General features: G+C 64.3%; 16 protein-coding genes. 4 read left to right on the top strand and 12 right to left on the bottom strand.

The genetic code is table 11. The features are described from left to right. Positions 1-134 precede the first annotated feature (134 nt). The 10 genes from bglA to Amn_RS08640 form a co-directional block, all read right to left on the bottom strand. Entirely contained in the window at positions 135-1,766 is a 1,632-nt protein-coding gene (bglA, locus tag Amn_RS08685) for a beta-galactosidase BglA (RefSeq protein WP_154385966.1), read from the bottom strand. Further along, positions 1,763-3,784, bottom strand: a complete 2,022-nt coding sequence (glgX, locus tag Amn_RS08680) for a glycogen debranching protein GlgX (protein ID WP_286296265.1) — start codon at positions 3,782-3,784, stop codon at positions 1,763-1,765. Before glgX ends, bglA begins: the two co-directional genes overlap by 4 nt. 205 nt (positions 3,785-3,989) lie before the next feature. After that, positions 3,990-5,618, bottom strand: a complete 1,629-nt coding sequence (locus tag Amn_RS08675) for an alpha-D-glucose phosphate-specific phosphoglucomutase (protein WP_286296264.1) — start codon at positions 5,616-5,618, stop codon at positions 3,990-3,992. Beyond that, complete coding sequence (gene glgA / locus Amn_RS08670; RefSeq protein WP_286296262.1) at positions 5,619-7,064, bottom strand: glycogen synthase GlgA; 1,446 nt, start codon at positions 7,062-7,064, stop codon at positions 5,619-5,621. A gap of 3 nt (positions 7,065-7,067) precedes the next feature. Continuing rightward, positions 7,068-8,330, bottom strand: a complete 1,263-nt coding sequence (gene glgC, locus Amn_RS08665) for a glucose-1-phosphate adenylyltransferase (RefSeq protein ID WP_067964427.1) — start codon at positions 8,328-8,330, stop codon at positions 7,068-7,070. A 14-nt stretch (positions 8,331-8,344) separates the two neighbouring features. Then, positions 8,345-10,561: a 1,4-alpha-glucan branching protein GlgB gene (gene glgB / locus Amn_RS08660; RefSeq protein WP_286296258.1), complete on the bottom strand. Its 2,217-nt coding sequence runs from the start codon at positions 10,559-10,561 to the stop codon at positions 8,345-8,347. Positions 10,562-10,615: 54 nt separating this feature from the next. Next, positions 10,616-13,084, bottom strand: coding sequence for a glycogen/starch/alpha-glucan phosphorylase (locus Amn_RS08655; RefSeq protein ID WP_286296255.1), 2,469 nt, complete (start codon positions 13,082-13,084; stop codon positions 10,616-10,618). 182 nt (positions 13,085-13,266) lie between these two features. Further along, complete coding sequence (locus Amn_RS08650; protein WP_067964432.1) at positions 13,267-14,049, bottom strand: ATP-binding cassette domain-containing protein; 783 nt, start codon at positions 14,047-14,049, stop codon at positions 13,267-13,269. After that, the gene (locus tag Amn_RS08645) at positions 14,049-15,131 is read right to left on the bottom strand and encodes an ABC transporter permease (protein WP_067964434.1); all 1,083 of its coding nucleotides are present in this window, start codon (positions 15,129-15,131) and stop codon (positions 14,049-14,051) included. The genes Amn_RS08650 and Amn_RS08645 overlap by 1 nt, the downstream gene beginning before the upstream one ends. Positions 15,132-15,234: 103 nt before the next feature. After that, the gene (locus Amn_RS08640) at positions 15,235-16,266 is read right to left on the bottom strand and encodes a sugar ABC transporter substrate-binding protein (RefSeq protein ID WP_182575801.1); all 1,032 of its coding nucleotides are present in this window, start codon (positions 16,264-16,266) and stop codon (positions 15,235-15,237) included. A 281-nt stretch (positions 16,267-16,547) separates the two neighbouring features. Between Amn_RS08640 and Amn_RS08635 the strand changes: the two genes are divergently transcribed. From Amn_RS08635 to Amn_RS08620, 4 genes are all read left to right on the top strand, one after another. Further along, a complete protein-coding gene (locus Amn_RS08635; protein ID WP_067964436.1) occupies positions 16,548-17,786 on the top strand; it encodes an ROK family transcriptional regulator in 1,239 nt (412 codons plus the stop codon). Positions 17,787-17,788: 2 nt separating this feature from the next. Further along, complete coding sequence (locus Amn_RS08630) at positions 17,789-18,235, top strand: RbsD/FucU family protein (RefSeq protein ID WP_067964438.1); 447 nt, start codon at positions 17,789-17,791, stop codon at positions 18,233-18,235. Beyond that, positions 18,232-19,155 (top strand): carbohydrate kinase family protein, encoded by a 924-nt coding sequence (locus tag Amn_RS08625; protein WP_067964440.1) that lies wholly within the window; start codon positions 18,232-18,234, stop codon positions 19,153-19,155. Before Amn_RS08630 ends, Amn_RS08625 begins: the two co-directional genes overlap by 4 nt. Positions 19,156-19,388: 233 nt before the next feature. After that, positions 19,389-20,531 carry a DegT/DnrJ/EryC1/StrS family aminotransferase gene (locus Amn_RS08620; protein WP_067964442.1) on the top strand — a complete coding sequence of 381 codons (1,143 nt, stop codon included), beginning with the start codon at positions 19,389-19,391 and terminating at the stop codon, positions 20,529-20,531. Between the two features lie 14 nt (positions 20,532-20,545). Here Amn_RS08620 and cysQ read toward each other — a convergent pair whose 3' ends face one another. Further along, on the bottom strand, positions 20,546-21,397 hold the full coding sequence (gene cysQ / locus Amn_RS08615; RefSeq protein ID WP_154385969.1) for a 3'(2'),5'-bisphosphate nucleotidase CysQ: 852 nt from the start codon (positions 21,395-21,397) through the stop codon (positions 20,546-20,548). Further along, entirely contained in the window at positions 21,348-23,285 is a 1,938-nt protein-coding gene (cysN, locus tag Amn_RS08610; protein WP_154385970.1) for a sulfate adenylyltransferase subunit CysN, read from the bottom strand. The genes cysQ and cysN overlap by 50 nt, the downstream gene beginning before the upstream one ends.

The raw sequence follows: 23,285 nt of genomic DNA, 5'->3' as shown, positions 1-23,285 counted from the left end.
CGCCCGAATGCCGGATCTGTCCGGTTTCGTTGAGCGAGCCGGCAGCTCCCTACCGCCAGCGGTGGCTGAGACTAGACACGACAATTCTTATTTTCAACACGACTCGTGCTCACCTAAAGTCAACTTGAGCGAGTTCAAACTAAGCGCCCGATAAAGTAATCGAGCGGCGCCAAGGTGATACGGTCTTTTTCGACTTCACCCAAAGCTCCGGGAAACGGCACCGGGCTCAAGCCGCCAAGCCTTGCCGGAACTGGCCATGACGCCGCTTTCTCGGAAAAATTGAACACGCACAGCAGCCGTTCGGCCCCTTCCTCACGCAGGAAAGCGAGCACGTCGCCCTTGGTTTCCAGCAGCTCAATCGAGCCGTGGATAAGTGGCGGAAGCGTCCTGCGCGCCGCGAGCACCGCCCTGTAACGACACAGAACTGATTCCGCGTCGCGCTGCTGGCGGTCGACCGCCAGGGCACGATGGGCAGCCGAAATCGGCAGCCAGGGCTTGCCGTCGGAGAAGCCACCCTGCTCTGCCTGGGCCTCCCACACCATCGGCGTGCGGCAGCCGTCGCGGCCCTTGTAACCCGGCCAGAAGCGGATGCCGTAAGGATCGCGCAAGTCTTCGAAAGCAACGTCGGCTTCTTCAAGACCAAGCTCCTCGCCCTGGTAGATGCAGATCGAACCGCGCAGGCAGGCAAGCAGGGCAATGGAGAATTTGGCCACCGCCTCCGGGTCGCCGCCGGGCCGCGTCCAGCGCGTGACATGGCGGATGACGTCATGGTTGGAGAAGGCCCAGCAGACCCAGCCGTCGGTCACCGCCGCCTCGAAATCGGCAATGCATTTGCGGACGTGGGCGGCGGAGAATTTCGGGCCAAGCAGGTCGAATGTGTAGCACATATGCAGCTTGTCGCCGCCCGAGGTGTAGGCCGCCACCGTCTGCAGCGAGCGCTCGCCGTCGCCGACCTCACCGACCGAACTGCGACTGCCATATTCGTCGAGCACGGCGCGAAAGCGCTCGAGAAAGGCGATGTTTTCCGGCCGCGTCTTGTCGAACAGATGGTCCTGGTACTCGTAGGGATTGGCTTCCTCGTTCTCGCCGGCAACGCTTTTCGCCAAGGGCGGGTTGTCGCGCAGCCACTTGTCGTGGACGTAGAAATTCACCGTGTCGAGCCGGAAGCCGTCGACCCCCCGATCGAGCCAGAAGCGAACCGTTTCCAGAAGCGCTGCCTGCACTTCGGGATTGTGGAAGTTGAGATCCGGCTGCGAGGCGAGGAAATTGTGCTGGTAATATTGCTTGCGCGTCGAATCCCACTCCCAGCCCGGACCGCCGAAGATCGACAGCCAGTTGTTCGGCGCGGTGCCGTCGGGCTTGGGCTGGGCCCAGACATACCAGTCGGCCTTGGGATTGTCGCGGCTCATCCGGCTTTCGACGAACCAGGGATGCTTGTCGGACGAGTGCGACAGCACCTGGTCGATGATGATCTTCAGCCCGAGGCGGTGCGCCTCCGATATCATCGCGTCGAAGTCGGCGAGCGTGCCGAACATCGGATCGACGTCACAATAATCGGAGACGTCGTAGCCCATGTCGGCCATCGGCGACTTGAAGAAGGGCGACAGCCAGACCGCATCGACGCCCAGCGAGGCGATATGCGGCAGGCGCCTGGTGATGCCGGCGAGATCGCCGCTGCCGTCGCCGGTGCTGTCCTGGAACGAGCGCGGATAGACCTGGTAAATGACGCAGCCGCGCCACCAGTCGGCACCGGATTGCTGGGTCATGGCTGATCTCCTGGGCTTTCGGCCTGAGGCCGTTCGATCGCAAATGAAACGCTGCGCGCCGGCACGGCAAAACGCCCGCCGCCCGGATGTGCCCCGGCCATCGCCTGTCGCCATTCGAAGGCCGAACGCGCAGGCAGGGCAAAATGGACATCGCGCCGCGCGCCGTTGATCATGACGGCAAGCCGGCCGCCCTCTGCGGCACCATTGCCCAGAAGCATCGTCAGGCGGTGACGGTCGGGTTCATGCCAGTTGGCGTCGCTCATCGCCCGGCCGGCCTCGGTCAGCCATTCGACGTCCGCCACCTGCGCGCCATCAGGGACTGCGCCGCTGAGGAAGCCGACTTGCGCCAGCGCCGGCACCTCTCGCCTCAGCTTGCCAAGTTCAGCGACGAAGTCCTCCAGGGCGACGTCACGCTCGGCCCAGTCGAGCCAGGTCAGTTCGTTGTCCTGGGCGTAGGCATTGTTGTTGCCGCGCTGGCTCCGGCCAAATTCGTCTCCCGCCGTCAGCATGATGGCGCCGCGCGAGGCAAACAGCGTCGCCAGCAAGGCGCTGATATCGCGACTGCGCTCGGCCGATATCTCGGGATCGCCGCTCTCGCCCTCGACGCCGTTGTTCCAGGAAAAGTTCTCATTGTGGCCGTCGTGGTTGTGTTCGCCATTGGCCTCGTTGTGCTTGCGCTCGTAGCGGACGAGGTCGGCGACCGTCATGCCGTCATGGGCGGCAATGAAGTTCACCGTCCGCGTCTGCGCCCCGCCGCCGAAGCTGTCGGAGGATCCGGCAAGCCGTGTCGCCAGCGCGCCGACCAAACCGCGGTCGCCGCGCCAGAAACGCCTGACGTCGTCGCGGTAGCGGTCGTTCCATTCGAGAAACTCCGGGGGAAAGCCGCCAAGCCGGTAGCCGTTGTGGCCGATGTCCCAGGGTTCGGCGATCAGGACGCGGTCGCCGATGACGGGGTCCTGCCGCATCGCCTGCAACAACGGTGCGTCAGCACTGAATTCACCGCCGACCCGACCCAGCACGGGCGCGAGATCGAAGCGGAAGCCGTCGATGCCGGCGTGGACGATGAAATGCCGCAAGCTGTCGAGCACCAGTCCCTGAACCACCGGATGGTCGCAGGCAAGCGTGTTGCCGGTTCCGGTGTCGTTGGCATAGCGGCCGGGATCGTCGACCGCCGGGCGATAGTAGGCTGGGTTGTCGAGGCCGCGCAGCGACAGGGTCGGCCCGAATTCATCGCTTTCGGCGGTGTGGTTGAAGACCAGGTCGAGGATGACGCCGATGCCGGCGGCATGCAGTGCCGCCGTCGTCTCGCTGAGATCGGCCAGGCCGCCGGGCGCCAGGCGCGGGTCAAGCGCCATGAAGGTCACCGGATTGTAGCCCCAGGCATTGCTGAGGCCGAGGCGCGGCAAGTGGCGCTCGTCCATGGCAGCCGTCACCGGCATCAGCTCGACCGCCGACACGCCGATCTTCAGCAGATGGTCGATGATGACAGGCTCGGCCAGCGCCCGGATGGTGCCGCGCAGGCGCTTCGGCACACCGGGATGGCGCATGGTGAAGGCGCGCACCGGCACCTCGTAGATCAACCCGCCCGGCCGAAACGCCGATGCTGCGTGCGGCACGATGGGCAGCCTCTCGGCCACAGCCTTGGGCATCAGCCCGGCACTGTCGCCGCCCTGCCCCCTCGGGGCCGCAAGCCGGCCGTCATAGCGGTAAGGCCGGTCGAGCCTGAACGCATAAGGATCGACCAGCAGCTTGTCGGGATCGAACCACAAGCCATTGTCGGGCGCATATGGCCCGTCGGCGCGAAAGCCGTAGCGGGTGCCTGCGCCCAGTCCCGGGACATCAAGGGCGAAAACGCCGTCGTCACTGCGGGGCATTTCCAGCCGGGCCGTCTCCGCCTTGCCGTCGGCGTCGTAGACAGACACCCAGATGCGTTCGGCGGCGCCGGACCAGACGGCAAAACGGATACCGTCATCGGTTACCGTCGCGCCGAGAGCCGGGGTGCTGCGACCCTGGATCATCGGGCAGCACCGGTGCGGCCAGCCAATCTCCCCCCTTGTGGGGGAGATGTCCGGCAGGACAGAGGGGGGCGCGAAGGATCGCGACCTCTCCGGACAGGGAGCAGGCTCGTCCGGCAAACGTCAGAGGAAAGCGCTCTACGTTGCCCCCCTCTGTCCTGCCGGACATCTCCCCCATGAGGGGGAAGCTCAGCCGCAATCGACCATTTCACGTAATCACGCTCGGCTTGTCGCGGCCGGTGTGGCTGCGGATGCCGGCGATGTCGTCGGCGGCCTTGATCAGGTCGGCAAGTGCGGCCTGCGTGTCCTGCCCGTGCCGCGCCGGATCGGGTTCGTAGCGCTCGATATAGACGCGCAAGGTGGCGCCCGAGGTGCCGGTGCCCGACAGGCGGAAGACGACACGCGAACCGCCTTCGAACAGCAAGCGGATGCCCTGGTTCCTGCTCACCGAGCCGTCGACAGGGTCGTTGTAGGCAAAGTCGTCGGCACTGGCGATCTTCATGCCCTGAACGCTGGTTCCCGGCAGCGACGCCAGCTTGCCGCGCAGGGCGTCGACCAGCGCATTGGCCTTGTCGGTCTCGACCTCTTCATAATCATGGCGCGAATAATAGTTCTGGCCATAGGTCGCCCAATGCTTGGCGACGATGTCCTTGGCGCTCTCGCCGCGCACGGCAAGAATGTTGAGCCACAAAAGCACCGCCCACAGGCCGTCCTTCTCGCGGACATGGTCGGAACCGGTGCCGGCACTCTCCTCGCCGCAGATCGTCGCCAGGCCGGCGTCGAGCAGATTGCCGAAGAACTTCCAGCCGGTCGGCGTCTCGTAGAGGCCGATGCCGAGCTTCTCGGCGACGCGGTCGGCGGCGCCGCTGGTCGGCATCGAGCGGGCGATGCCCTTGAGTCCGGCCTTGTAGCCGGGCGCGAGATGCGCATTGGCGGCCAGCATCGCCAGCGAATCCGACGGCGTGATAAAGATGCCCCGGCCGATGATCAGGTTGCGGTCGCCGTCGCCGTCGGAGGCGGCGCCGAAATCTGGCGCATCAGGCCCCATCATCTCGTCATAAAGATGCTTGGCGTGCACCAGGTTCGGGTCTGGATGGTGGCCGCCGAAATCCTCCAGCGGCACGAAGTTGCGGGCGGTGCCCTCGGCAGCGCCGAGGCGGCGCTCGAGGATCTCCTTGGCGTAGGGGCCCGTCACCGCGTGCATGGCGTCGAAACGCATGCGGAAGCCCGACTTGAACAGGGCGCGCAAGGCGTCGAAATCGAACAAAGTCTCCATCAACTCGGCATAGTCGGTGACGGGGTCGACGACCTCGACCTTCATGCCGCCGACCTCGAAGGTGCCTGTTTTGTCGAGATCGACAGCGCCGATGTCGGCGATCCTGTAGGCCGAAATGACCTTGCTGCGGGCATAGATCGCATCGGTCATCTTCTCCGGCGCCGGACCGCCGTTTTCGGCATTGTACTTGATGCCGAAATCCTCGTGCGGGCCGCCGGGATTGTGGCTGGCCGACAGGATCAGCCCGCCAAAGGCCTTGCGTTTGCGGATCAGGTTGGAGGCCGCCGGCGTCGACAGGATGCCGCCCTGCCCGACAACGACGCGGCCGAAGCCGTTGGCCACCGCCATGGCGATGACCTTCTGGATCACCTCGCGATTGTAGAAGCGGCCGTCGCCGCCGACGACCAGCGTCTTGCCGGCGAAACCTTCGAGCGAATCGAACACCGACTGGATGAAGTTCTCGGCATAGTTCGGCTGCTGGAAGACCGGCACCTTCTTGCGCAGGCCCGACGTGCCGGGCTTCTGGTCGGTATAGGGCGTGGTGGCGACGGTGCGAATCATTCAGGCATCCCTTTTTGAGAGAAGCATGCGGTAAAGTGCGGCATATTTCTGGGCGCTGCGGTCCCAGGATACATCCGACTTCATGCCCTGCTTCTGGATTGCCGCCCAGACGGCCGGCTCGGCATGCAGCGCATTGGCCCTCGATATGGCGTGGTGGAAGGCGCCGGCGTCTTCGGGCGCGAACTGGAAACCGGTGGCGACGCCGGCCGCAACCGCTGCCTCGTTGGCGTCGATGACGGTATCGGCCAGCCCGCCGGTGCGCGCGACGATCGGCACGCAGCCATAACGCAGGCCATAAAGCTGGGTCAGGCCGCATGGCTCGAAACGCGACGGGATCAGGATACCGTCGGCGCCGCCCTGCAGCAGATGCGACAGGCCCTCGTCATAACCGATGACGACGCCGACACGGCCGCGATGGCGGGCGGCAGCGGCGAGAAGCGCGCCTTCCAGCCCGGCATCGCCCGAGCCCAGTATCGCCAGCCGCGCGCCGGAGGCGACCACCGGATCGATGATGGTCGAAAGAATGTCGATGCCCTTCTGCCAGGTCAGGCGGCTGACGACGCAATAGATCGGACCGTCGCCACGATCGAGCGTCATGCGCTCTTCGATCGCCCGTTTGTTGGCCTTGCGCCCCTTCAGGCTCTTGGCCGTGTAGGTGGCCGCAAGATGGCTGTCGGTCTCCGGGTTCCAGATGTCGTCGTCGATGCCGTTGACGATGCCGTAAAGGTCGGGCGAGCGCAGGTTGATCAGCCCGTCGAGCCCCATGCCGAAGGCCGGAGTGCGAATTTCCTGGGCGTAGGTCGGGCTGACGGTGGTGATCGCCCACGCTGCCTGCAGGCCGGCCTTGAGGAAGCCGACGCCGCCATAATATTCGACGCCGTCGAGCGCCATCGCCTGCTGCGGCAGGCCGAGGCCGGCGAAGATGCTGGCGCCGAACTGCCCCTGGAAGGCGAGGTTGTGCACCGTCATGACAGACGGCACATCAGCCGCCTCGCCATAACGCATATAGGCAAGCGTCATCGCCGACTGCCAGTCATGGGCGTGCACGATGTCGGGCTTGTAGTCCTTGACCACACCCGCAGCGATGTCGGCGCCGACACGGCCGAGTGCTGCAAAGCGCCGCCAATTGTCCTGCCAATCGGCACCTGTGACGTCGCCATAGGGTCCGCCGGGCCGGTCGAACAGATGCGGCGCGTCGAGCACCAGCATGTCGAGGCCGGCGATCTCGGCTGAATGGAGCGCTGCCTTGCCGCCTTGCAAGGCGGGGTAGTGATGAACCGTCTTTTTCTTCTTCAGCGCGTTCATCACCACGGGATAACCCGGCACCAGGCTGCGGGTGGCGACGCCGAGCCCGGCAAGTGCCGCCGGCAAGGCGCCGGTGACGTCGGCCAGCCCGCCGGTCTTGATCAGCGGGAAGATCTCGGGCGTGACCGAAAGCACCTGCACCGGTTACGACTCCAGCCTGTTGATCATGTCCTGGGTGATCAGGCAGATGCCTTTTTCCGAGACGCGGAAACGCTTGGCGTCGAGCACCGGATCCTCACCGACGACAAGTCCCTCCGGTATCTGGACGCCATGATCGATGACGACCCGTTTGAGCCGCGCATTGCGGCCGACATAGCAGGCCGGCAGCATCACCACATCCTCGAGCGTCGAATAGGAATTGATGCGCGCGCCGGTGAAGATCAGGCTGCGCTTCAGCGAGGCGCCCGAGACGATGCAGTCGCCCGAGACCAGTGACGATATGGCGGACCCGCGCCGGCCGTCCTCGTCATGGACGAACTTGGCCGGCGGCGTCAGTTCCGAATAGGTCCAGATCGGCCAGTCGCGATCATAGAGGTCGAGTTCGGGCGTGATGTCGGTGAGGTCGATATTGGCTTCCCAATAGGCGTCGACGGTGCCGACGTCGCGCCAGTAGGCCTCGCCTTCCATGCTCGAGCGCACGCAGGACTTGGCGAAACGATGGGCGACGGCTTTGCCGTGCTGGACGATGTAGGGAATGATGTCCTTGCCGAAGTCGCGGCTCGATTCCGGTTCGTTGGCGTCGCGGCGCAACTGCTCCATCAGGAACTTGGTCTTGAAGACATAGATGCCCATCGAGGCCAGCGCATAGTCCGGCTTGTCGGGGATGCCGGGCGGATCGGCCGGCTTTTCGATGAAGGAAATAATGTTGTCCTTCTTGTCGACATGCATGACGCCGAAGCCGGTCGCCTCCATGCGCGGCACCTCGAGGCAGCCGACGGTGACGTCGGCGCCGGCGTCGACGTGCTGGCGCAGCATCAGCTCGTAATCCATCTTGTAGATGTGGTCGCCGGCGAGGATGACCATGTATTCGGGGCCGTAAGCCTCGATGATGTCGATGTTCTGGTAGACCGCATCCGCTGTGCCTTCATACCACTGCGTTTCGGAGACGCGCTGGCTTGCAGGCAGGATGTCGAAACTCTCGTTGCGCTCCGGCCTGAGGAAGTTCCAGCCACGCTGCAGGTGGCGGATCAGCGAATGCGCCTTGTACTGGGTGGCAACGCCCAGGCGGCGAATGCCCGAGTTCAGCGCATTGGACAGCGCAAAATCGATGATGCGGGTCTTGCCGCCGAAATAGACCGCGGGCTTGGCGCGCCGGTCGGTCAGTTCCTTGAGCCGGCTGCCGCGCCCGCCGGCAAGCACATAGGCCATGGCATCGCGCGCCAGCGGCTGGTTTCTCTTCAGTTCCATGCCATCCTCCCTGCTCAGTCCGCCACAAATTCGAGCATGATCGTCGCGAGCGGCGGCAGAAGCAGCACAGCCGCTGCCCCTCCTCCATCCGTCGGGTGCGCGGTGACCATGCCGCTGTTGCCTTTGCCCGACCCGCCATAGTCCAGCGCGTCGGAGTTGAAGATTTCCCGCCATGTGCCTGCCTTTGGCAGCGGCACGCGATAGCCGTCGCGCAGAACCGGCGTGAAGCTCGAGATGACGGCGATGGGTGCTGCACCGGGCGCCTTGCGCAGCCAGGCGAAGACGGAATTCGCGGCATCGTCGACGATCAGCCACTCGAAGCCTTCGGGCTCGCAGTCGCGGGCATGCAGCGCCGGGCGCGAGCGGTAGAGCTGGTTGAGATCGCGCACCAGCTGCCAGACACCACGATGCGGGGCGAAGTCGAGCAGGTTCCAGTCGAGCGCCCTTGCCTCGCTCCATTCCGCGCGCTGGGCAAACTCCTGGCCCATGAACAGGAGCTTCTTGCCGGGATAACCCCACATGAAGGCATAGTAGGCGCGCAAAGTCGCGAACTTCTGCCAGTCGTCGCCGGCCATCTTGGCGAGCAGCGTGCCTTTGCCATGCACGACCTCGTCATGCGACAGCGGCAGGACGAAATTCTCGCTGAAGGCGTAGAGCAGCCCGAAGGTGATCTCGTTGTGATGATGCTTGCGATGCACCGGCTCCTTGGCAAGGTACTCCAGCGTGTCATGCATGAAGCCCATGTTCCATTTGAAGCCGAAGCCGAGCCCGCCTTCATGCACCGGCTGCGACACCTTGGGCCAGGAGGTCGATTCCTCGGCGATGGTCATCACACCGGGATGGGCGCCATAGACAGCCGCATTCATCTTCTGCAGGAAACGCACCGACTCCAGGTTCTCGCGTCCACCGAACTCGTTGGGGATCCACTCGCCTTCCTTGCGCGAGTAGTCGAGATAGAGCATCGAGGCGACCGCATCCACGCGCAGCCCGTCGACATGGTATTTCTCTGCCCAGAACAGGGCGTTGTTGACCAGGAACGACACCACTTCGCGCCGGCCGAAATTGTAGATCGCGGTGTTCCAGTCGGGATGGAAGCCCTGGCGCGGGTCGGCATGCTCGTAGAGTGCTGTGCCATCGAAATGCGCCAGTCCGTGTTCGTCGACGGGGAAATGCGCCGGCACCCAGTCGAGGATGACGCCGATGCCGGCACGATGGGCGCCGTCGACGAAGCGGGCAAAACCTTCGGGTTCACCGAAGCGGGCGGACGGCGCATAAAGCCCCGTCGTCTGGTAGCCCCAGGACGGGTCGTAGGGATGTTCCGAGATCGGCAGGAACTCGATATGGGTGAAGCCGGTGTCGACGGCATAGGGGATCAGCCGGTCGGCCATCTCGTCCCACGACAGGAAGCTGCCGTCGTCGCGGCGCTGCCATGAGCCGGCATGGACCTCATAGATGCTGATCGGCTCGCGCCTGTGGTCAGCCGCTTTCCAGTGGGCCCGGTGCGCGGCATCGCCCCATTCATGCGCCGGCGGCGTGTCGGTCACAGAGGCGGTCGCCGGGCGCAGTTCCGAACGGATGGCGAAAGGATCGGCCTTGAGCGGCAGCCTGACGCCGCGGGACCCGATCAGCTCGAACTTGTAGGGCCGGCCCGGACCGATGTCGGGCACGAAGATCTCCCAGATGCCGGTGTCCTGGCGCAGGCGCATCGGATGCCTGCGGCCGTCCCAGTCGTTGAAGTCGCCGACCACCGAAACCCGGTGCGCGTTGGGCGCCCAGACGGCGAAATGCACGCCGTCAGCGCCTTCATGCGTAATCAGATGCGCGCCGAGCTTGTCGAACAGGCGGAGATGCGAGCCTTCAGAGATGAAGTAGTCGTCCATCGGCCCGAGCACCGGGCCGAAGCTGTAGGCATCGGTCACCCACCAGTCGCCGCCGGCATTTTTTGCCAGATAACGCAGCGGCTGGCGCTTGCGGATCGACAGCTTGCCTTCGAAGAAACCGGCATCGTTGCGGCGGGCAAGATCGCCGCACGCCTTGCCTTCAATCGTGTGGACGGTGACGGTCTCGGCATGCGGGATGAAACAACGTGCAAGAAAGCCCTTGCCCGACTGCTGGAGCCCGAGCACCGCGAACGGGTCGCCATGGGTGCCGTTCACGATCGCCTCGATATCGCCGTCCGTGGCTCTGTCGAGCTCCGGTTTCGTTTCGGCGGCCGCGCCGGGCTTCAGCATGTCTTGGTGTCCCCTCCCAGGGTTTCTTCGGCGAGGTCAGTTCATGCAATCACATCAGGCCGGTACGTTCCAGATTTCTTTGGCATATTGACGGATTGTCCGGTCCGAAGAGAACCAGCCGACACGCGCGACATTGCGAATGGCGCGCGCGTACCAGTCCGGGCTGTCGCGCCAGACAGTGTCGACCTGGCGCTGGGCAGCGGCATAAGAATCGAAGTCGGCGGCGACCATGAACCAGTCGTGCTGGTAGAGCCCGTCCATCAGCTCGCGGTAGCGCGCGGGGTCGTCGGGCGAGAACACGCCTGAGGAAATCGCAGCGACCGCCTGCTTGAGTTCAGGCGAACCGTCGATCACCGCCGCCGGCTGGTAGGCGCTGTTGCGGCGCTGGGCGACCTCCTCGGTGGTCAGGCCGAAGATGAAGATGTTGTCGTCGCCGACATGCTCCTTGATCTCGACATTGGCGCCGTCGAGCGTGCCGATGGTGAGCGCGCCGTTGAGCGCGAACTTCATGTTGCCGGTGCCCGACGCCTCCATGCCCGCCGTCGAGATCTGCTCCGACAGGTCGGCCGCCGGCATCAGGATCTCGGCGACGCTGACATTGTAGTTCGGCACGAAGACGACCTTGAGCAGCCCGCGCACCGATGGATCGCTGTTGATCACCCTGGCGACGTCATTGGCCAGTTTGATGATCAGCTTGGCGTTGTGGTAGCTCGGTGCCGCCTTGCCGCCGAAGAACTTCACCCGCGGCATCCATTCGCGCTCGGGATGCGAGCGGATCTGGTCGTAGAGCGCCACCGCCTCGATGATGTTCAGCAGCTGGCGCTTGTATTCGTGGATGCGCTTGATCTGGATGTCGAACAGCGCCGACGGATCGACCTTGATGCCCAGCCGCTCGGCGACGAGGTTCGACAGCCGCACCTTGTTGGCGCGCTTGACGGCGGCGAACTTGTCGCGGAACGCGGCATCTCCGGCAAAGCCGTCGAGCTCGCGGATCGCCTCGATGTCGTCAAGGAAGCGGTCGCCGATGGCTTCGCGCGCCAGGCCGGTCAAGCCGGGATTGCACTGGATCAGCCAGCGCCGCGGCGTGATGCCGTTGGTCTTATTGTTGATGCGGTCGGGATAGAGGCTGTGCAGGTCGGCAAACACCGTTTCCTTCATCAGCTCGGTGTGCAGCGCCGAGACGCCGTTGACGCTGTGCGAACCTGCGAAGGCGAGATTGCCCATGCGGACGCGGCGCTCGCCATTCTCCTGGATCAGCGAGATACGGCTGATCTGCTCGCCATTGAAGCGGCCGGTCGCCCTGGCTTCGAGCAGAACCTCGGCATTGATGGCGTAGACGATCTGCATGTGGCGCGGCAGAAGCCGCTCGAATAGCGGCACCGGCCAGCTTTCGAGCGCTTCCGGCAAAAGCGTATGGTTGGTGTAGGCAAAGGTCCGCCTGGTGATGTCCCAGGAGGTGTCGAAATCCATGCCATGGACATCCATCAGCAGGCGCATCAGCTCGGGCACGGCGACGGCGGGATGGGTGTCATTGAGGTGGATCGCCGCCTTGTCGGGCAAGGAGATGAGGTCGCCATATTTGCTGATGTGGCGCTGCAGGATGTCCTGCAGCGAGGCCGTCGAGAAGAAATACTCCTGACGCAGCCTGAGCTCCTGCCCCTCCTTGTGCGAGTCGGCGGGATAGAGCACGCGCGACAGCGCGTCGGCCTTGTTGCTTTCGGCCAGCGCGCCGATGTGGTCGCCGGCATTGAACCTGTCGAGCAGGATCGGATCGAGCGGCATGCCAGACCACAGCCTGAGCGTGTTGACGCGCGCGCCGCGCCAACCCACCACGGGGGTGTCGTAGGCAACCGCCAGCACGCGGTCGGTCGGTTTCCAGACGTGGCGTTCGAGCCGTCCATCGGGTGCGGTGATCGACTCGACCGAACCGCCGAAGCCGACCTCGAAGGCGCGTTCGCGGCGCTCGAATTCCCAGGGATTGCCGTGTTCCAGCCAGGTCTCGGGCAGTTCGACCTGCCAGCCGTCATGGATTTCCTGGCGGAACATGCCATTGGCGTAACGAATGCCGTAGCCATGGGCCGGAATGTCGACGGTCGCCATGCTTTCCATGAAGCAGGCGGCGAGCCGACCGAGACCGCCATTGCCGAGTGCTGCGTCGGGCTCGAGCCTGGCGATGACGTCGAACTCGACGCCGAGCGAGGCCAGCGCCTGGCGCATCGCGTCCATCAGGCCGAGATTGGAGAAGGCATCGCGCATCAGCCGGCCGATCAGGAACTCCAGCGAGAGGTAATAAACCCGCTTGGCGCTCTGGTCGTAGGCCTCCTTGGTCGAGGAGATCCACTCGTCGACGATGCGGTCGCGCACCACCTTGATCGATGCGGTCAGCCAGTCATAGTCGGTCGCAACCGTGGCGTCCTTGCCGAGCCGGTACTTCAGCGCGCTGAGGATTTCGGCAGCCAGGGCCTCGGGGCTGGTATCGCCAAGCGGCGGTTCGGGGATTTTGGGGGTCACTGCGCGGGTCATCTCGCCTCTCGCATGTTGTTCGGCCACCGTTCTTCTGCCTCCCTTGCCGACACCTGTCCTCCCACGCGCATGTTAGCCATTCCGAATGCGATCTCAATCGATTTAAATCTCCGCGTCAATATCTCGCGACGCGGAGACAGGGGGATCTCGCGAGCGGAGACCCCCAGGTTTAGGCCGGCCGGTCAGGCAGCGATGGCCGCTTCCGGCGGCGCCTTGGCGCCGGTCATGAAGGCCACCGCATCGGACATCGAATATTCCTTCGGGTCGATGACCGTCAGCCTGCGGCCGAGGCGGTGGATATGGATGCGGTCGGCGACCTCGAAGACATGCGGCATGTTGTGCGAGATCAAGACAATCGGCAGGCCGCGACGCTTGACGTCGAGGATCAGTTCGAGCACGCGGCGGCTTTCCTTGACGCCAAGGGCCGCCGTCGGCTCGTCCATGATCACCACCTTGGAGCCGAAGGCAGCCGCGCGTGCCACCGCCACACCCTGACGCTGGCCGCCGGAAAGCGTTTCGACAGCCTGGCTGATGTTCTGGATGGTCATCAGGCCAAGTTCGGTCAGCTTTTCGCGCGCCCGCTTTTCCATCGCGCCCCGGTCGAGCATGCGGAACCAGTTGCCCATGATGCCGGGCTTCCGGATCTCGCGGCCGAGGAACATGTTGTCGGCGATCGACAGCGCCGGCGACAAAGCGAGATTCTGGTAGACCGTCTCGATGCCGGCGTCGCGCGCCTCCATCGGCGACTTGAAGTGGACCGGCTTGCCTTCAAGCAGGATCTCGCCTTCGTCGGGCGTGACCGCGCCTGAGATCGCCTTGATGAGCGACGACTTGCCGGCGCCGTTGTCGCCGATCACAGCCAGGATTTCGCCCGGATAGAGATCGAAGTCGGCATTGTTGAGGGCAGTGACGCGGCCATAGCGCTTGACCAGCCCACGGGCGGTGAGAAGAGGTTCGGTAGCCATCAGCCTGCAACCTTTCTGATCCACTGGTCGATTGCGACCGCGATGATGATGAGGGTGCCGATCAACAGATAGGTCCATTGCGGATCGGTGCCGATGAGGCGCAGGCCGAGCTGGAACACGCCGACGATCAGCGCGCCGAACAGCATGCCGAGGATCGAGCCGCGTCCGCCGAACAGCGAGATGCCGCCGATCACCACCGCAGTGATGGATTCGATGTTGGCGAACTGGCCTGCCGTCGGCGACACCGAGCCGATGCGGCCGATGAGCATCCAGCCGCCGAGCGCGCAGACCAGGCCGGAGATGACATAGACCGAAATCAGCACCCTGTTGACACGCACGCCGGAAAGCTGGGCGGCCTCGGGATCGTCGCCAATGGCATAGACATGCCGGCCCCAGGCGGTGTGATTCAGGATGTACCAGAGGACGGCCACCAACAGCACCATGGCGACGACACCATAGGTGAAGACCGCATTACCGAGCCGAAAATTGGCCCCGAAGAACTGGAGGATCGGAGCCTGGGCCTCGATGTCCTGGGCGCGGATCGTCTCGTTGGCCGAATAAAGGAAATTCGTTGCGAGCACGATCTGCCAGGTGCCGAGCGTGACGATGAAGGGCGGCAGCTTCATGTAGGAGACGAGCACGCCATTGATCCAGCCGCACAATGCGCCGACGGCGAAGCCGCACAGGATCGCCAGCGACGGCGGCAGGCCGTATCGGAACGTGAACTGCCCCATGACCACAGACGACAGCACCATGATAGCGCCGACGGAGAGATCGATGCCGGCGGTCAGGATGACCAGCGTCTGGGCGGCGCCGATGATGCCGGTGATCGCCACCTGCTGCAGGATCAGCGTCATCGAGAAGGCGGAGAAGAACTTGCCGCCGATGATCAGGCCGAACAGCGCGACCGAGGTAACCAGCACGATCAGCGGCACCGCCGCGGGATTGGAGTGCAGGAAATGCTGGATCTTCTCGATTGGCGACCTTGTATGCGTATCGAAGCTGGCCACTGACGTGTCGCTGCCCGAGAGAACCTTCTCGAACTCCTGCGGCCGCCTGGCATCTGCCGAAGCGTCACTCATGTCGATTTCCTCCCATCAGGGATTTCATAGCCCCCTTGTAGGAAGGGCGACCAAGGGGTCGCCCTTCGTCTGCAAGGAAGTGTCTCGCCGTCAGGCGGTCAGATCAACCCCAGCACTTTTCCAGGCCGGTCTTCACGTCGATCGATTCCACGCCGGTGGCCGGCTTGTCGGTCACGAGCGAAACGCCGGTGTCGAAGAAGTCCTTGCCTTCGGTCGGCTTGGGCTTCTCGCCGCTGTCGGCGAACTTCTTGATCGCCTCGATGCCGAGAGCGGCCATCATCAGAGGATACTGCTGCGAGGTCGCACCGATGACGCCATCCTGGACGTTCTTGACGCCCGGGCAGCCGCCGTCGACGGAGACGATCAGCACGTTCTTCTCCATTCCCACGGCCTTGAGTGCTTCATAGGCGCCGGCAGCGGCAGGCTCGTTGATGGTGTGGACGACGGTGATGCCCGGATCCTTCTGGAGCAGGTTCTCCATCGCCTTGCGGCCACCTTCTTCATTGCCGTTGGTGACGTCGTGGCCGACGATGCGGGCATCGTCTTCGTCGCCGATCTTGTTGGCGTCCTTCACGTCGATGCCGAAGCCCATCATGAAGCCCTGGTCGCGCAGGACGTCGACGGTCGGCTGCGACGGGGTCAGGTCGAGGAAGGCAACCTTGGCGTCCTTGGCCTTGTCGCCGAGCGTGGCGGCAGCCCACTGGCCGATCAGCTTGCCGGCAAGCAGATTGTCGGTGGCGAAGGTGGCGTCGGCAGCGTCAGCCGGCTCCAGCGGGGTGTCGAGTGCGATGACCAGGATGCCGGCATCGCGCGCCTTCTTGACCGCAGGCACGATGCCCTTGGTGTCGGACGCGGTGATCAGGATGCCCTTGGCACCGTCGGCGATGCAGGTCTCGATCGCCGCGACCTGGCTTTCCGAGTCGCCGTCGATCTTGCCGGCATAACTCTTCAGCGTCACGCCGAGCTCAGTCGCCTTGGCGGTGGCACCTTCCTTCATCTTGACGAAGAAGGGGTTGGTGTCAGTCTTGGTGATCAGGCAGGCGCCGACGTCGGCAGCGGATGCAGGGGCTGCGACAGCGGCGAGCGCGGCAACGGCCGCACCAAAGACAGTCGTCTTCAGAACCGAAAATTTCATAAGGGGCACTCCTCCCAGAACCAAACCATGCACGCCCGTCAGCGGGCCGTGCTCCGGATGCTCGTTCACTCTTCCCAGTCGAGTATCCGGCGCCGACGAAACACCAATCGGGGCCGCCTGTCAATAATTAAATCACTCTTATTTATTATTGACAGGATTGCGGTCGGCCCGCATTCTGCGCAAAAGAGAATTGCGGATTTTCAGGAAAACCGCTGAGCGGATCTCTGGAGAAGACCGCGGGCGGATCTTCTGAGAAGACCGCGAAGTATGGGAGGAAGCCGGTGGAGGCCGGGAGTTTGAGGCACGGTTCGCCCGATGCTGCGGAGACCCCGCAATTGCGCGGCACCAACCAGAGCGGCATGCGCGACCAGAACGAGCGGCTGGTGCTGTCACTGGTCAGGCAGAGCGGCGCGCTGGCCAAATCCGACATCGCCCGCATGACCGGCCTGTCGGCGCAGACCGTCTCCGTCATCATGCGCGAACTGGAGGTCGAAGGGCTTCTGCTGCGCCAGGAGCCGATCCGCGGCAAGATCGGCCAGCCCTCCATTCCGATGGCGCTCAACCCGGAAGGCGCCTTCTTCATCGGCCTCAAGATCGGTCGCCGCAGCGCCGAACTCGTGCTGATCGATTTTCTCGGCAGAACGCGGGCGATGCTGCAGAATTCCTATGGCTACCCGACGCCTCAGGACACCATCGAATTCGTGAAATCAGGCATCGCCCAGATGCGTGCCGGCCTGACGCGCGAGCAGGACAAGCGCATCGCCGGCCTCGGCGTCGCCATGCCGTTCGAGCTCTGGAACTGGGTCGACACGGCGGGTGCTCCGCGAGAAATCATGGATGCCTGGCGCAACCGCGACATCCGCGCCGACCTGCAGGCGCTGTTTTCCTTCCCCGTCTATCTCCAGAACGACGCCACCTCCGCCTGCGGCGCCGAACTGGTGTTCGGCGACATGGGCGCGCTGCGCGACTTCGTCTATTTCTACATCGGCGCCTTCGCCGGCGGCGGCGTGGTGCTGAACGGCAGGCTCTACAGCGGTCCGACGGGCAATGCCGGCGCGCTCGGCTCGATGCCGGTGCCGGGCCCCGGCGGCAGGCCAACCCAGCTCATCGACGTCGCCTCCATCGCCGTGCTCGAAAAGGCACTGAACGCCAGGGGTATCGAAGCGGCCTACCTCTGGACATCGCCCGAGGAATGGCAAGATCTCGGGCCCGACATGGGCCCCGACCTCGACAACTGGATTACGACCGCCTCGGAGGCGCTTGCCTATGCCATCGTGGCGTCGGCCTCGGTCATCGATTTCGAAAGTGCTGTCATCGACGGCTGGATGCCGGCGTCGATCCGCGCCCGCCTGGTGCAGGCAGTGCAGTCGGCGATCGGCAGGATCGACGTCGAGGGCTTGCGTATCCCGTCCGTCCGCGAGGGCACCGTCGGCATCCATGCGCGCGCCATGGGCGGCGCCAGCCTGCCGCTGTCAGAGCGCTTCCTCATCGGCTCGACCGCACCGTCGCGAGGGGTCTGATCGTGCTCATCAACATTCCCGCCCTGCTCGGACCCGAACTGCTCTTCACCTTGCGGGCGATGGGCCATGGCGACGAGATCGCCATCGTCGACGGCAACTATCCCGCGCTCGAGCATGGTCGCCGCGTCGTCCGCGCCGACGGGCTGGACCTGATCCCGGTGCTCGACGCCGTGCTGCAGGTGCTGCCGGTCGACGATTTCGTGCCGCAGGCGATCTTCCGCTCCTCGGTCAAGGGCGACCCTGATGTGTCCGACCCCGTGCATGGCGAAATCGCAGAGGTCTGTGCCCATCGCGCACCCGGCTTCGCCGTCGTGCCGCTCGCCGGTGATGCCTTCTACGACAGGGTCAAGGCGGCCCACACCATCATTGCCACCAGCGAGCCAAGGCTCTACGCCAATGTCATCGTCCGCAAGGGCGTCATCTATCCAGAGGGAACCGGCAAATCATGATCCTGTGCTGCGGCGAAGCGCTCATCGACATGCTGCCACGGCAAAGTCCCGACGGCGAACCTGCCTTTGCGCCTTATGCCGGCGGTGCGATCTTCAATTCGGCGATCGCGCTCGGGCGCCTGGGCGTGCCGACCGAATTCTTCTCCGGCCTGTCATCCGACCTGTTCGGCCAGCAGATCCGCGACGTGCTCGCAGCGAGCAATGTCGGCTCGCGCCACGCCAATCTGTCGGGACGGCCGACGACGTTGGCCTTCGTCCGGCTCGACAACGGCCACGCCACCTACACCTTCTATGACGAAAACACCGCCGGCCGCATGCTGACCGAGGCCGATCTGCCGAGCCTTGGCGACGACATCGATGCCATGCTGTTCGGCGCGATCAGCCTCATTCCCGAGCCATGCGGTTCCGCCTACGAGGCGCTGATGAAGCGCGAGCACCAGCGCCGCGTCATGATGTTCGACCCCAACATCCGGCCGGGTTTCATCCAGGACAAGCAGGCGCATCTTGGACGCATGCGCCGCATGCTTGTCATGGCCGACATCGTCAAGCTTTCGGACGAGGACCTGGCCTGGTTCGGCGAGACCGGCAGCCATGACGAGATCGCGGCGCACTGGCTGGGCCAGGGCCCGAAGCTGGTGATCGTCACCAGGGGCAGCAAGGGCGCAACCGCCTACAGCGCCAGCCATACCATCTCGGTGACGCCGGAAAAGGTAACGGTGGTCGACACAGTCGGCGCCGGCGACACCTTCAATGCCGGCGTTCTCGCCTCGCTGCACGAACAGAAGATGCTGACCAAGGACGCTGTTGCGGACCTGTCGGAACCAGCCATCGAAGCGGCACTTTCGCTCGGCGCGCGGGCCGCGGCGGTAACCGTATCCAGGGCAGGCGCAAACCCGCCATGGCGGCGCGAACTGGCCTGAATCGGGCGTTTACAGGCGATTTCAGCGATCACTTTATGTTTCGCATCGGCAAGCCGGCTTAAACGCATCTGCCTGAAAGTCCCTGTTTTCCGCCATTTTCGACGCGAAATCGCTGCAACCGAAAGTAACAGGAACCGCAGCCGCGCCCTGCATGCCGCAGGGTGCTCGGCTTTTTCGGGCACCCCAACTCTGCTATCAGCGGCGCGAAGAAACGATTGGGTTTTGGGGCAATAATGCAGTTCATCGATCTCGGCGCGCAGCGCGAACGAATCCGCGACCGTCTGAAGGCGGCCATCGACAAGGTTGTCGATGAAGGACGCTACATCCTCGGTCCGGAAGTCACCGAATTCGAGAACCAGCTCGCCGAATATGTCGGCGTCAAGCATGTGGTCGCCTGCGCCAACGGCACCGACGCGCTGCTGCTGCCTCTGCTCGCCTCCGGCATCGGCCCAGGTGATGCGGTGTTCGTGCCGAGCTTCACCTTCGCGGCCACCGCCGAAGTGGTGGCGCTTGCCAAGGCCGAGCCGGTCTTCGTCGACATCGAGCCGGATACCTACAACATATCCATCGAGAGCCTCGAAGCCGCGATCGCCATGATCAAGGCCGAAGGCCGCCTGAAGCCCAAGGCGATCATCCCGGTGGACCTGTTCGGCATCGCCGCCGACTATGCGGCCATCGATGCGATTGCCAAGCGCGAGAACCTGCTGGTCATCGAGGACGCCGCCCAGTCGATCGGCGGCTCGCAGGACGGCAAGATGTGCGGCGCCTACGGCCATGTCGCCGCCACCAGCTTCTATCCGGCCAAGCCGCTCGGCTGCTATGGCGACGGCGGTGCGATGTTCACCAATGACGACGCGTTCGCAGCCAAGCTGCGTTCCTTCGCCTTCCACGGCAAGGGCGAGACCCAGTACGACAACATCCATGTCGGCCTGAACTCGCGCCTCGACACGCTGCAGGCAGCGATCCTGATCGAGAAGCTGGCGATCCTGGAAGACGAGATGGAGGCGCGTGCGCGCGTCGCCCAGCGTTATGCCGACGGCCTCGGCGATGTGGTGAAAGCCTCGCGCGCACCTTCCGGCGGCCGTTCGGCCTGGGCCCAATACGCCATCGAGACTGCGGACCGAGACGGCCTGAAGCAGCACCTGCAGGCCGAGGGCATTCCGTCGGTCATCTATTACGTGAAGCCGCTGCATGTGCAGGTGGCCTACAGCCACTACCCGCGCACGCCGGGCGGCCTGCCGGTATCCGATGCCGTGCCGGGCACCATCCTGTGCCTGCCGATGCATCCTTACCTCAGCGAAGCCGACCAGGACCGGATCATCACCACGATCCGCAACTATGTCGGCTCCAACTCGGCCAAGATCGCGGCCGAATAAGCGGTAATTTCAGATCAGAACATGAAGGCCGGGTCGATGATCCGGCCGCTCGAGACGAAATGCGGATTGGCGAAATCCGCATCATTGGCCTGGTTGCGCTTGCCATAGACCAGCGGCGCGCCATCCAGCGTATGGGTGGTGCCGCCGGCGGCGCGCAACACCGCATCGCCCGCCGCCGTATCCCATTCCATTGTCCGGCCGAAGCGCGGATAGAGGTCGGCCTCACCAGATGCCAGCAGGCAGAACTTCAGCGACGAGCCGACCGAGACGATCTCGGCGGCATGCACGCGCTTGATGAAGGTTTCGGTCTCGGGTGTCAGGTGCGACCGGCTGGCGACGATGGTCAGCGGCTCACGGCCTTCGCGCACATGAATCTGGCGGCGGCCGGCGGCCACGCCGTCGACGATCTCGAAGGCTTCGGCCTTGCCAGGGCGGCCGGCAAAGAACCGGCCGGTGCAAGGTGCATAGACGACGCCGATTTCGGGCGCGCCGTCGCGGACAAGCGCGATATTGACGGTGAAGTCGGTGCGCCGCTTGACGAATTCCTTGGTGCCGTCGAGCGGGTCGATGACGAAGAAGGCGCGGCCGAGATCGGGCGCAATCACACCCTCCGACGTCTCTTCCTCGGCGACACATGGCACACCTGAAAAGGCCGCGCGCAATCCTTCGAGGATGATCTTTTCAGCAGCCCTGTCGGCCTGCGTGACGGGCGAGGCATCCGCCTTGTCCGTCACCGTGATCTCGGAATTGTAGACCTCCATGATCGCTCGCCCGGCCGCGATGGCCAGGCGTTCGAAGGTCTCCAGTATGGCTTCGTCAGATACCGCCGCCGTCGTCGTATTGATGCTCTGCAAGGTCTCGCTCATTCAGCCAGTGCTCGACGGTCTCGACCATCTCTTCAGGGGTCTTGCCGAGTGTCTGGAGATGAATCTCAGGATTCTCCGGCGTTTCATAGGGCGAATCGACACCGGTGAAGTTCTTTATCGCGCCGGCGAGCGCACGGGCATACAGCCCCTTGGGGTCGCGCTTGGCGCACTCCTCGAACGGCGTGTCGACAAAGACCTCGACGAACTCGCCCTGCCCCATCAATTCGCGCGCCATGCGGCGCTCGGCGCGGAACGGCGAGATGAAGGAGACGATGACGATCAGGCCGGCATCGGCCATCAACTTGGCGACTTCGGCGACGCGGCGGATGTTCTCGACACGATCCTCGTCGGTGAAGCCGAGATCGCGGTTGAGGCCATGGCGGACATTGTCGCCGTCGAGGATGTAGGTGTGGCGGCCGGCCGCGTGCAGCTTCTTTTCCAGCATGTTGGCGACTGTCGACTTGCCCGAACCAGACAGGCCGGTGAACCACAGCACCGCCGGGCGCTGGTTCTTGAGGTCGGCGCGGGCATGGCGGGTCACGTCGAGCGACTGCCAGTGGATGTTTTCAGAACGCCGCAGCGGATGCAGGATCATGCCGGCGCCGACGGTGGCGTTGCTGATCCGGTCGATCAGGATGAAGGCGCCGGTGGTGCGGTTTTCGGCAAAACTGTCGAAGGCGATAGGCGACTGGGTCGAGATGTTGCAGACGCCGACTTCGTTCATCTCCAGTGACTTGGCCGCCTCATGGGCGAAGTCGTTGACGTTGATGCGGTACTTCAGCTCGGTGACGGTGGCGCTTGCCTGGTCGGTCTCGGTGCGCAGGATGTAGGAGCGCCCCGGCAGCAGCGCCTGCTCGTCGAACCAGACGACATTGGCGGCGAACTGGTCGGCGACATCGGGCCGGGCATCAGGCGAAACCAAAAGGTTGCCGCGCGACACCTCGACCTCGTCTTCGAGCACGAGGGTGATGGCCTGGCCAGCAACGGCGCTGCGCAGGTCGCCGCCATGGGCGACGATGCGCTTGACCGTCGACGGCTTGCCTGACTTGGCGACGACGATTTCGTCGCCCTGCGAGATCGATCCGGAGGCGATCGTGCCGGCAAAGCCGCGGAAATCGAGATTGGGCCGGTTGACATATTGCACCGGGAAGCGGAACGGCCGGTCGGTCGCCTCTTCCTCAACGACAACCGTCTCGAGATGCTCGATCAGGGTCGGGCCGGAATACCAGCCCATCTTGTCCGAGCGCCGCGTGACATTGTCGCCGAAGCGCGCCGACATCGGGATCGGCACGATAGACCTGAAGCCGAGGCTTTCGGCGAAGCTGGCATATTCTGCAGTGATGCGGTCGAACACGCCCTGGTCGAAGCCGACGAGGTCGATCTTGTTGATCGCGACGACGATGTTCCTGATGCCGAGCAGCGAGGCGATGATCGAATGCCGGCGCGTCTGGCGCAGCACACCCTGGCGCGCGTCGACGAGAACGATGGCGAGGTCGGCGGTCGAGGCGCCGGTTGCCATGTTGCGGGTGTACTGCTCATGGCCGGGCGTGTCGGCGACGATGAACTTGCGCTTCGGCGTGGCGAAGAAACGGTAGGCGACATCGATGGTGATGCCCTGCTCGCGCTCGGCTTCCAGCCCGTCGACCAGCAATGCGAAATCGACGTCCTCGCCTGTCGTGCCGTGCTTGCGCGAATCGCGCTCGAGGGCTGCGAGCTGGTCTTCGAAGATCTGCTTGGTGTCGGAGAGAAGCCGGCCGATCAGCGTCGACTTGCCGTCATCGACCGAGCCGCAGGTCAGGAAGCGCAGGAGCGACTTCTGCTCCTGGCCGGCGAGATATTCGCGGACGCTCTCGGCGGCCTCGATCTTGGTGGCCATGGCGTGGCGCAT

The sequence above is a fragment of the Aminobacter sp. Y103A genome, assembly GCF_030294925.1.
Lineage (GTDB): Bacteria > Pseudomonadota > Alphaproteobacteria > Rhizobiales > Rhizobiaceae > Aminobacter > Aminobacter ciceronei.
The sequence above is the reverse complement of the archived record's forward strand: the minus strand, read 5'-3'. Positions and strand labels throughout refer to the sequence as shown.

Bases quoted from the DNA above. Each gene is read 5' to 3' on its own strand.
- glgB (WP_286296258.1), bottom strand. From the start codon at position 10,561: ATGCTGAAGCCCGGCGCGGCCGCCGAAACGAAACCGGAGCTCGACAGA.
- Amn_RS08675 (WP_286296264.1), bottom strand. From the start codon at position 5,618: ATGATTCGCACCGTCGCCACCACGCCCTATACCGACCAGAAGCCCGGC.
- Amn_RS08655 (WP_286296255.1), bottom strand. From the start codon at position 13,084: ATGACCCGCGCAGTGACCCCCAAAATCCCCGAACCGCCGCTTGGCGAT.
- Amn_RS08645 (WP_067964434.1), bottom strand. From the start codon at position 15,131: ATGAGTGACGCTTCGGCAGATGCCAGGCGGCCGCAGGAGTTCGAGAAG.
- Amn_RS08640 (WP_182575801.1), bottom strand. From the start codon at position 16,266: ATGAAATTTTCGGTTCTGAAGACGACTGTCTTTGGTGCGGCCGTTGCC.
- glgX (WP_286296265.1), bottom strand. From the start codon at position 3,784: ATGATCCAGGGTCGCAGCACCCCGGCTCTCGGCGCGACGGTAACCGAT.
- Amn_RS08650 (WP_067964432.1), bottom strand. From the start codon at position 14,049: ATGGCTACCGAACCTCTTCTCACCGCCCGTGGGCTGGTCAAGCGCTAT.
- Amn_RS08620 (WP_067964442.1), top strand. From the start codon at position 19,389: ATGCAGTTCATCGATCTCGGCGCGCAGCGCGAACGAATCCGCGACCGT.
- glgC (WP_067964427.1), bottom strand. From the start codon at position 8,330: ATGGAACTGAAGAGAAACCAGCCGCTGGCGCGCGATGCCATGGCCTAT.
- bglA (WP_154385966.1), bottom strand. From the start codon at position 1,766: ATGACCCAGCAATCCGGTGCCGACTGGTGGCGCGGCTGCGTCATTTAC.
- cysQ (WP_154385969.1), bottom strand. From the start codon at position 21,397: ATGAGCGAGACCTTGCAGAGCATCAATACGACGACGGCGGCGGTATCT.
- Amn_RS08625 (WP_067964440.1), top strand. From the start codon at position 18,232: ATGATCCTGTGCTGCGGCGAAGCGCTCATCGACATGCTGCCACGGCAA.
- cysN (WP_154385970.1), bottom strand. From the start codon at position 23,285: ATGCGCCACGCCATGGCCACCAAGATCGAGGCCGCCGAGAGCGTCCGC.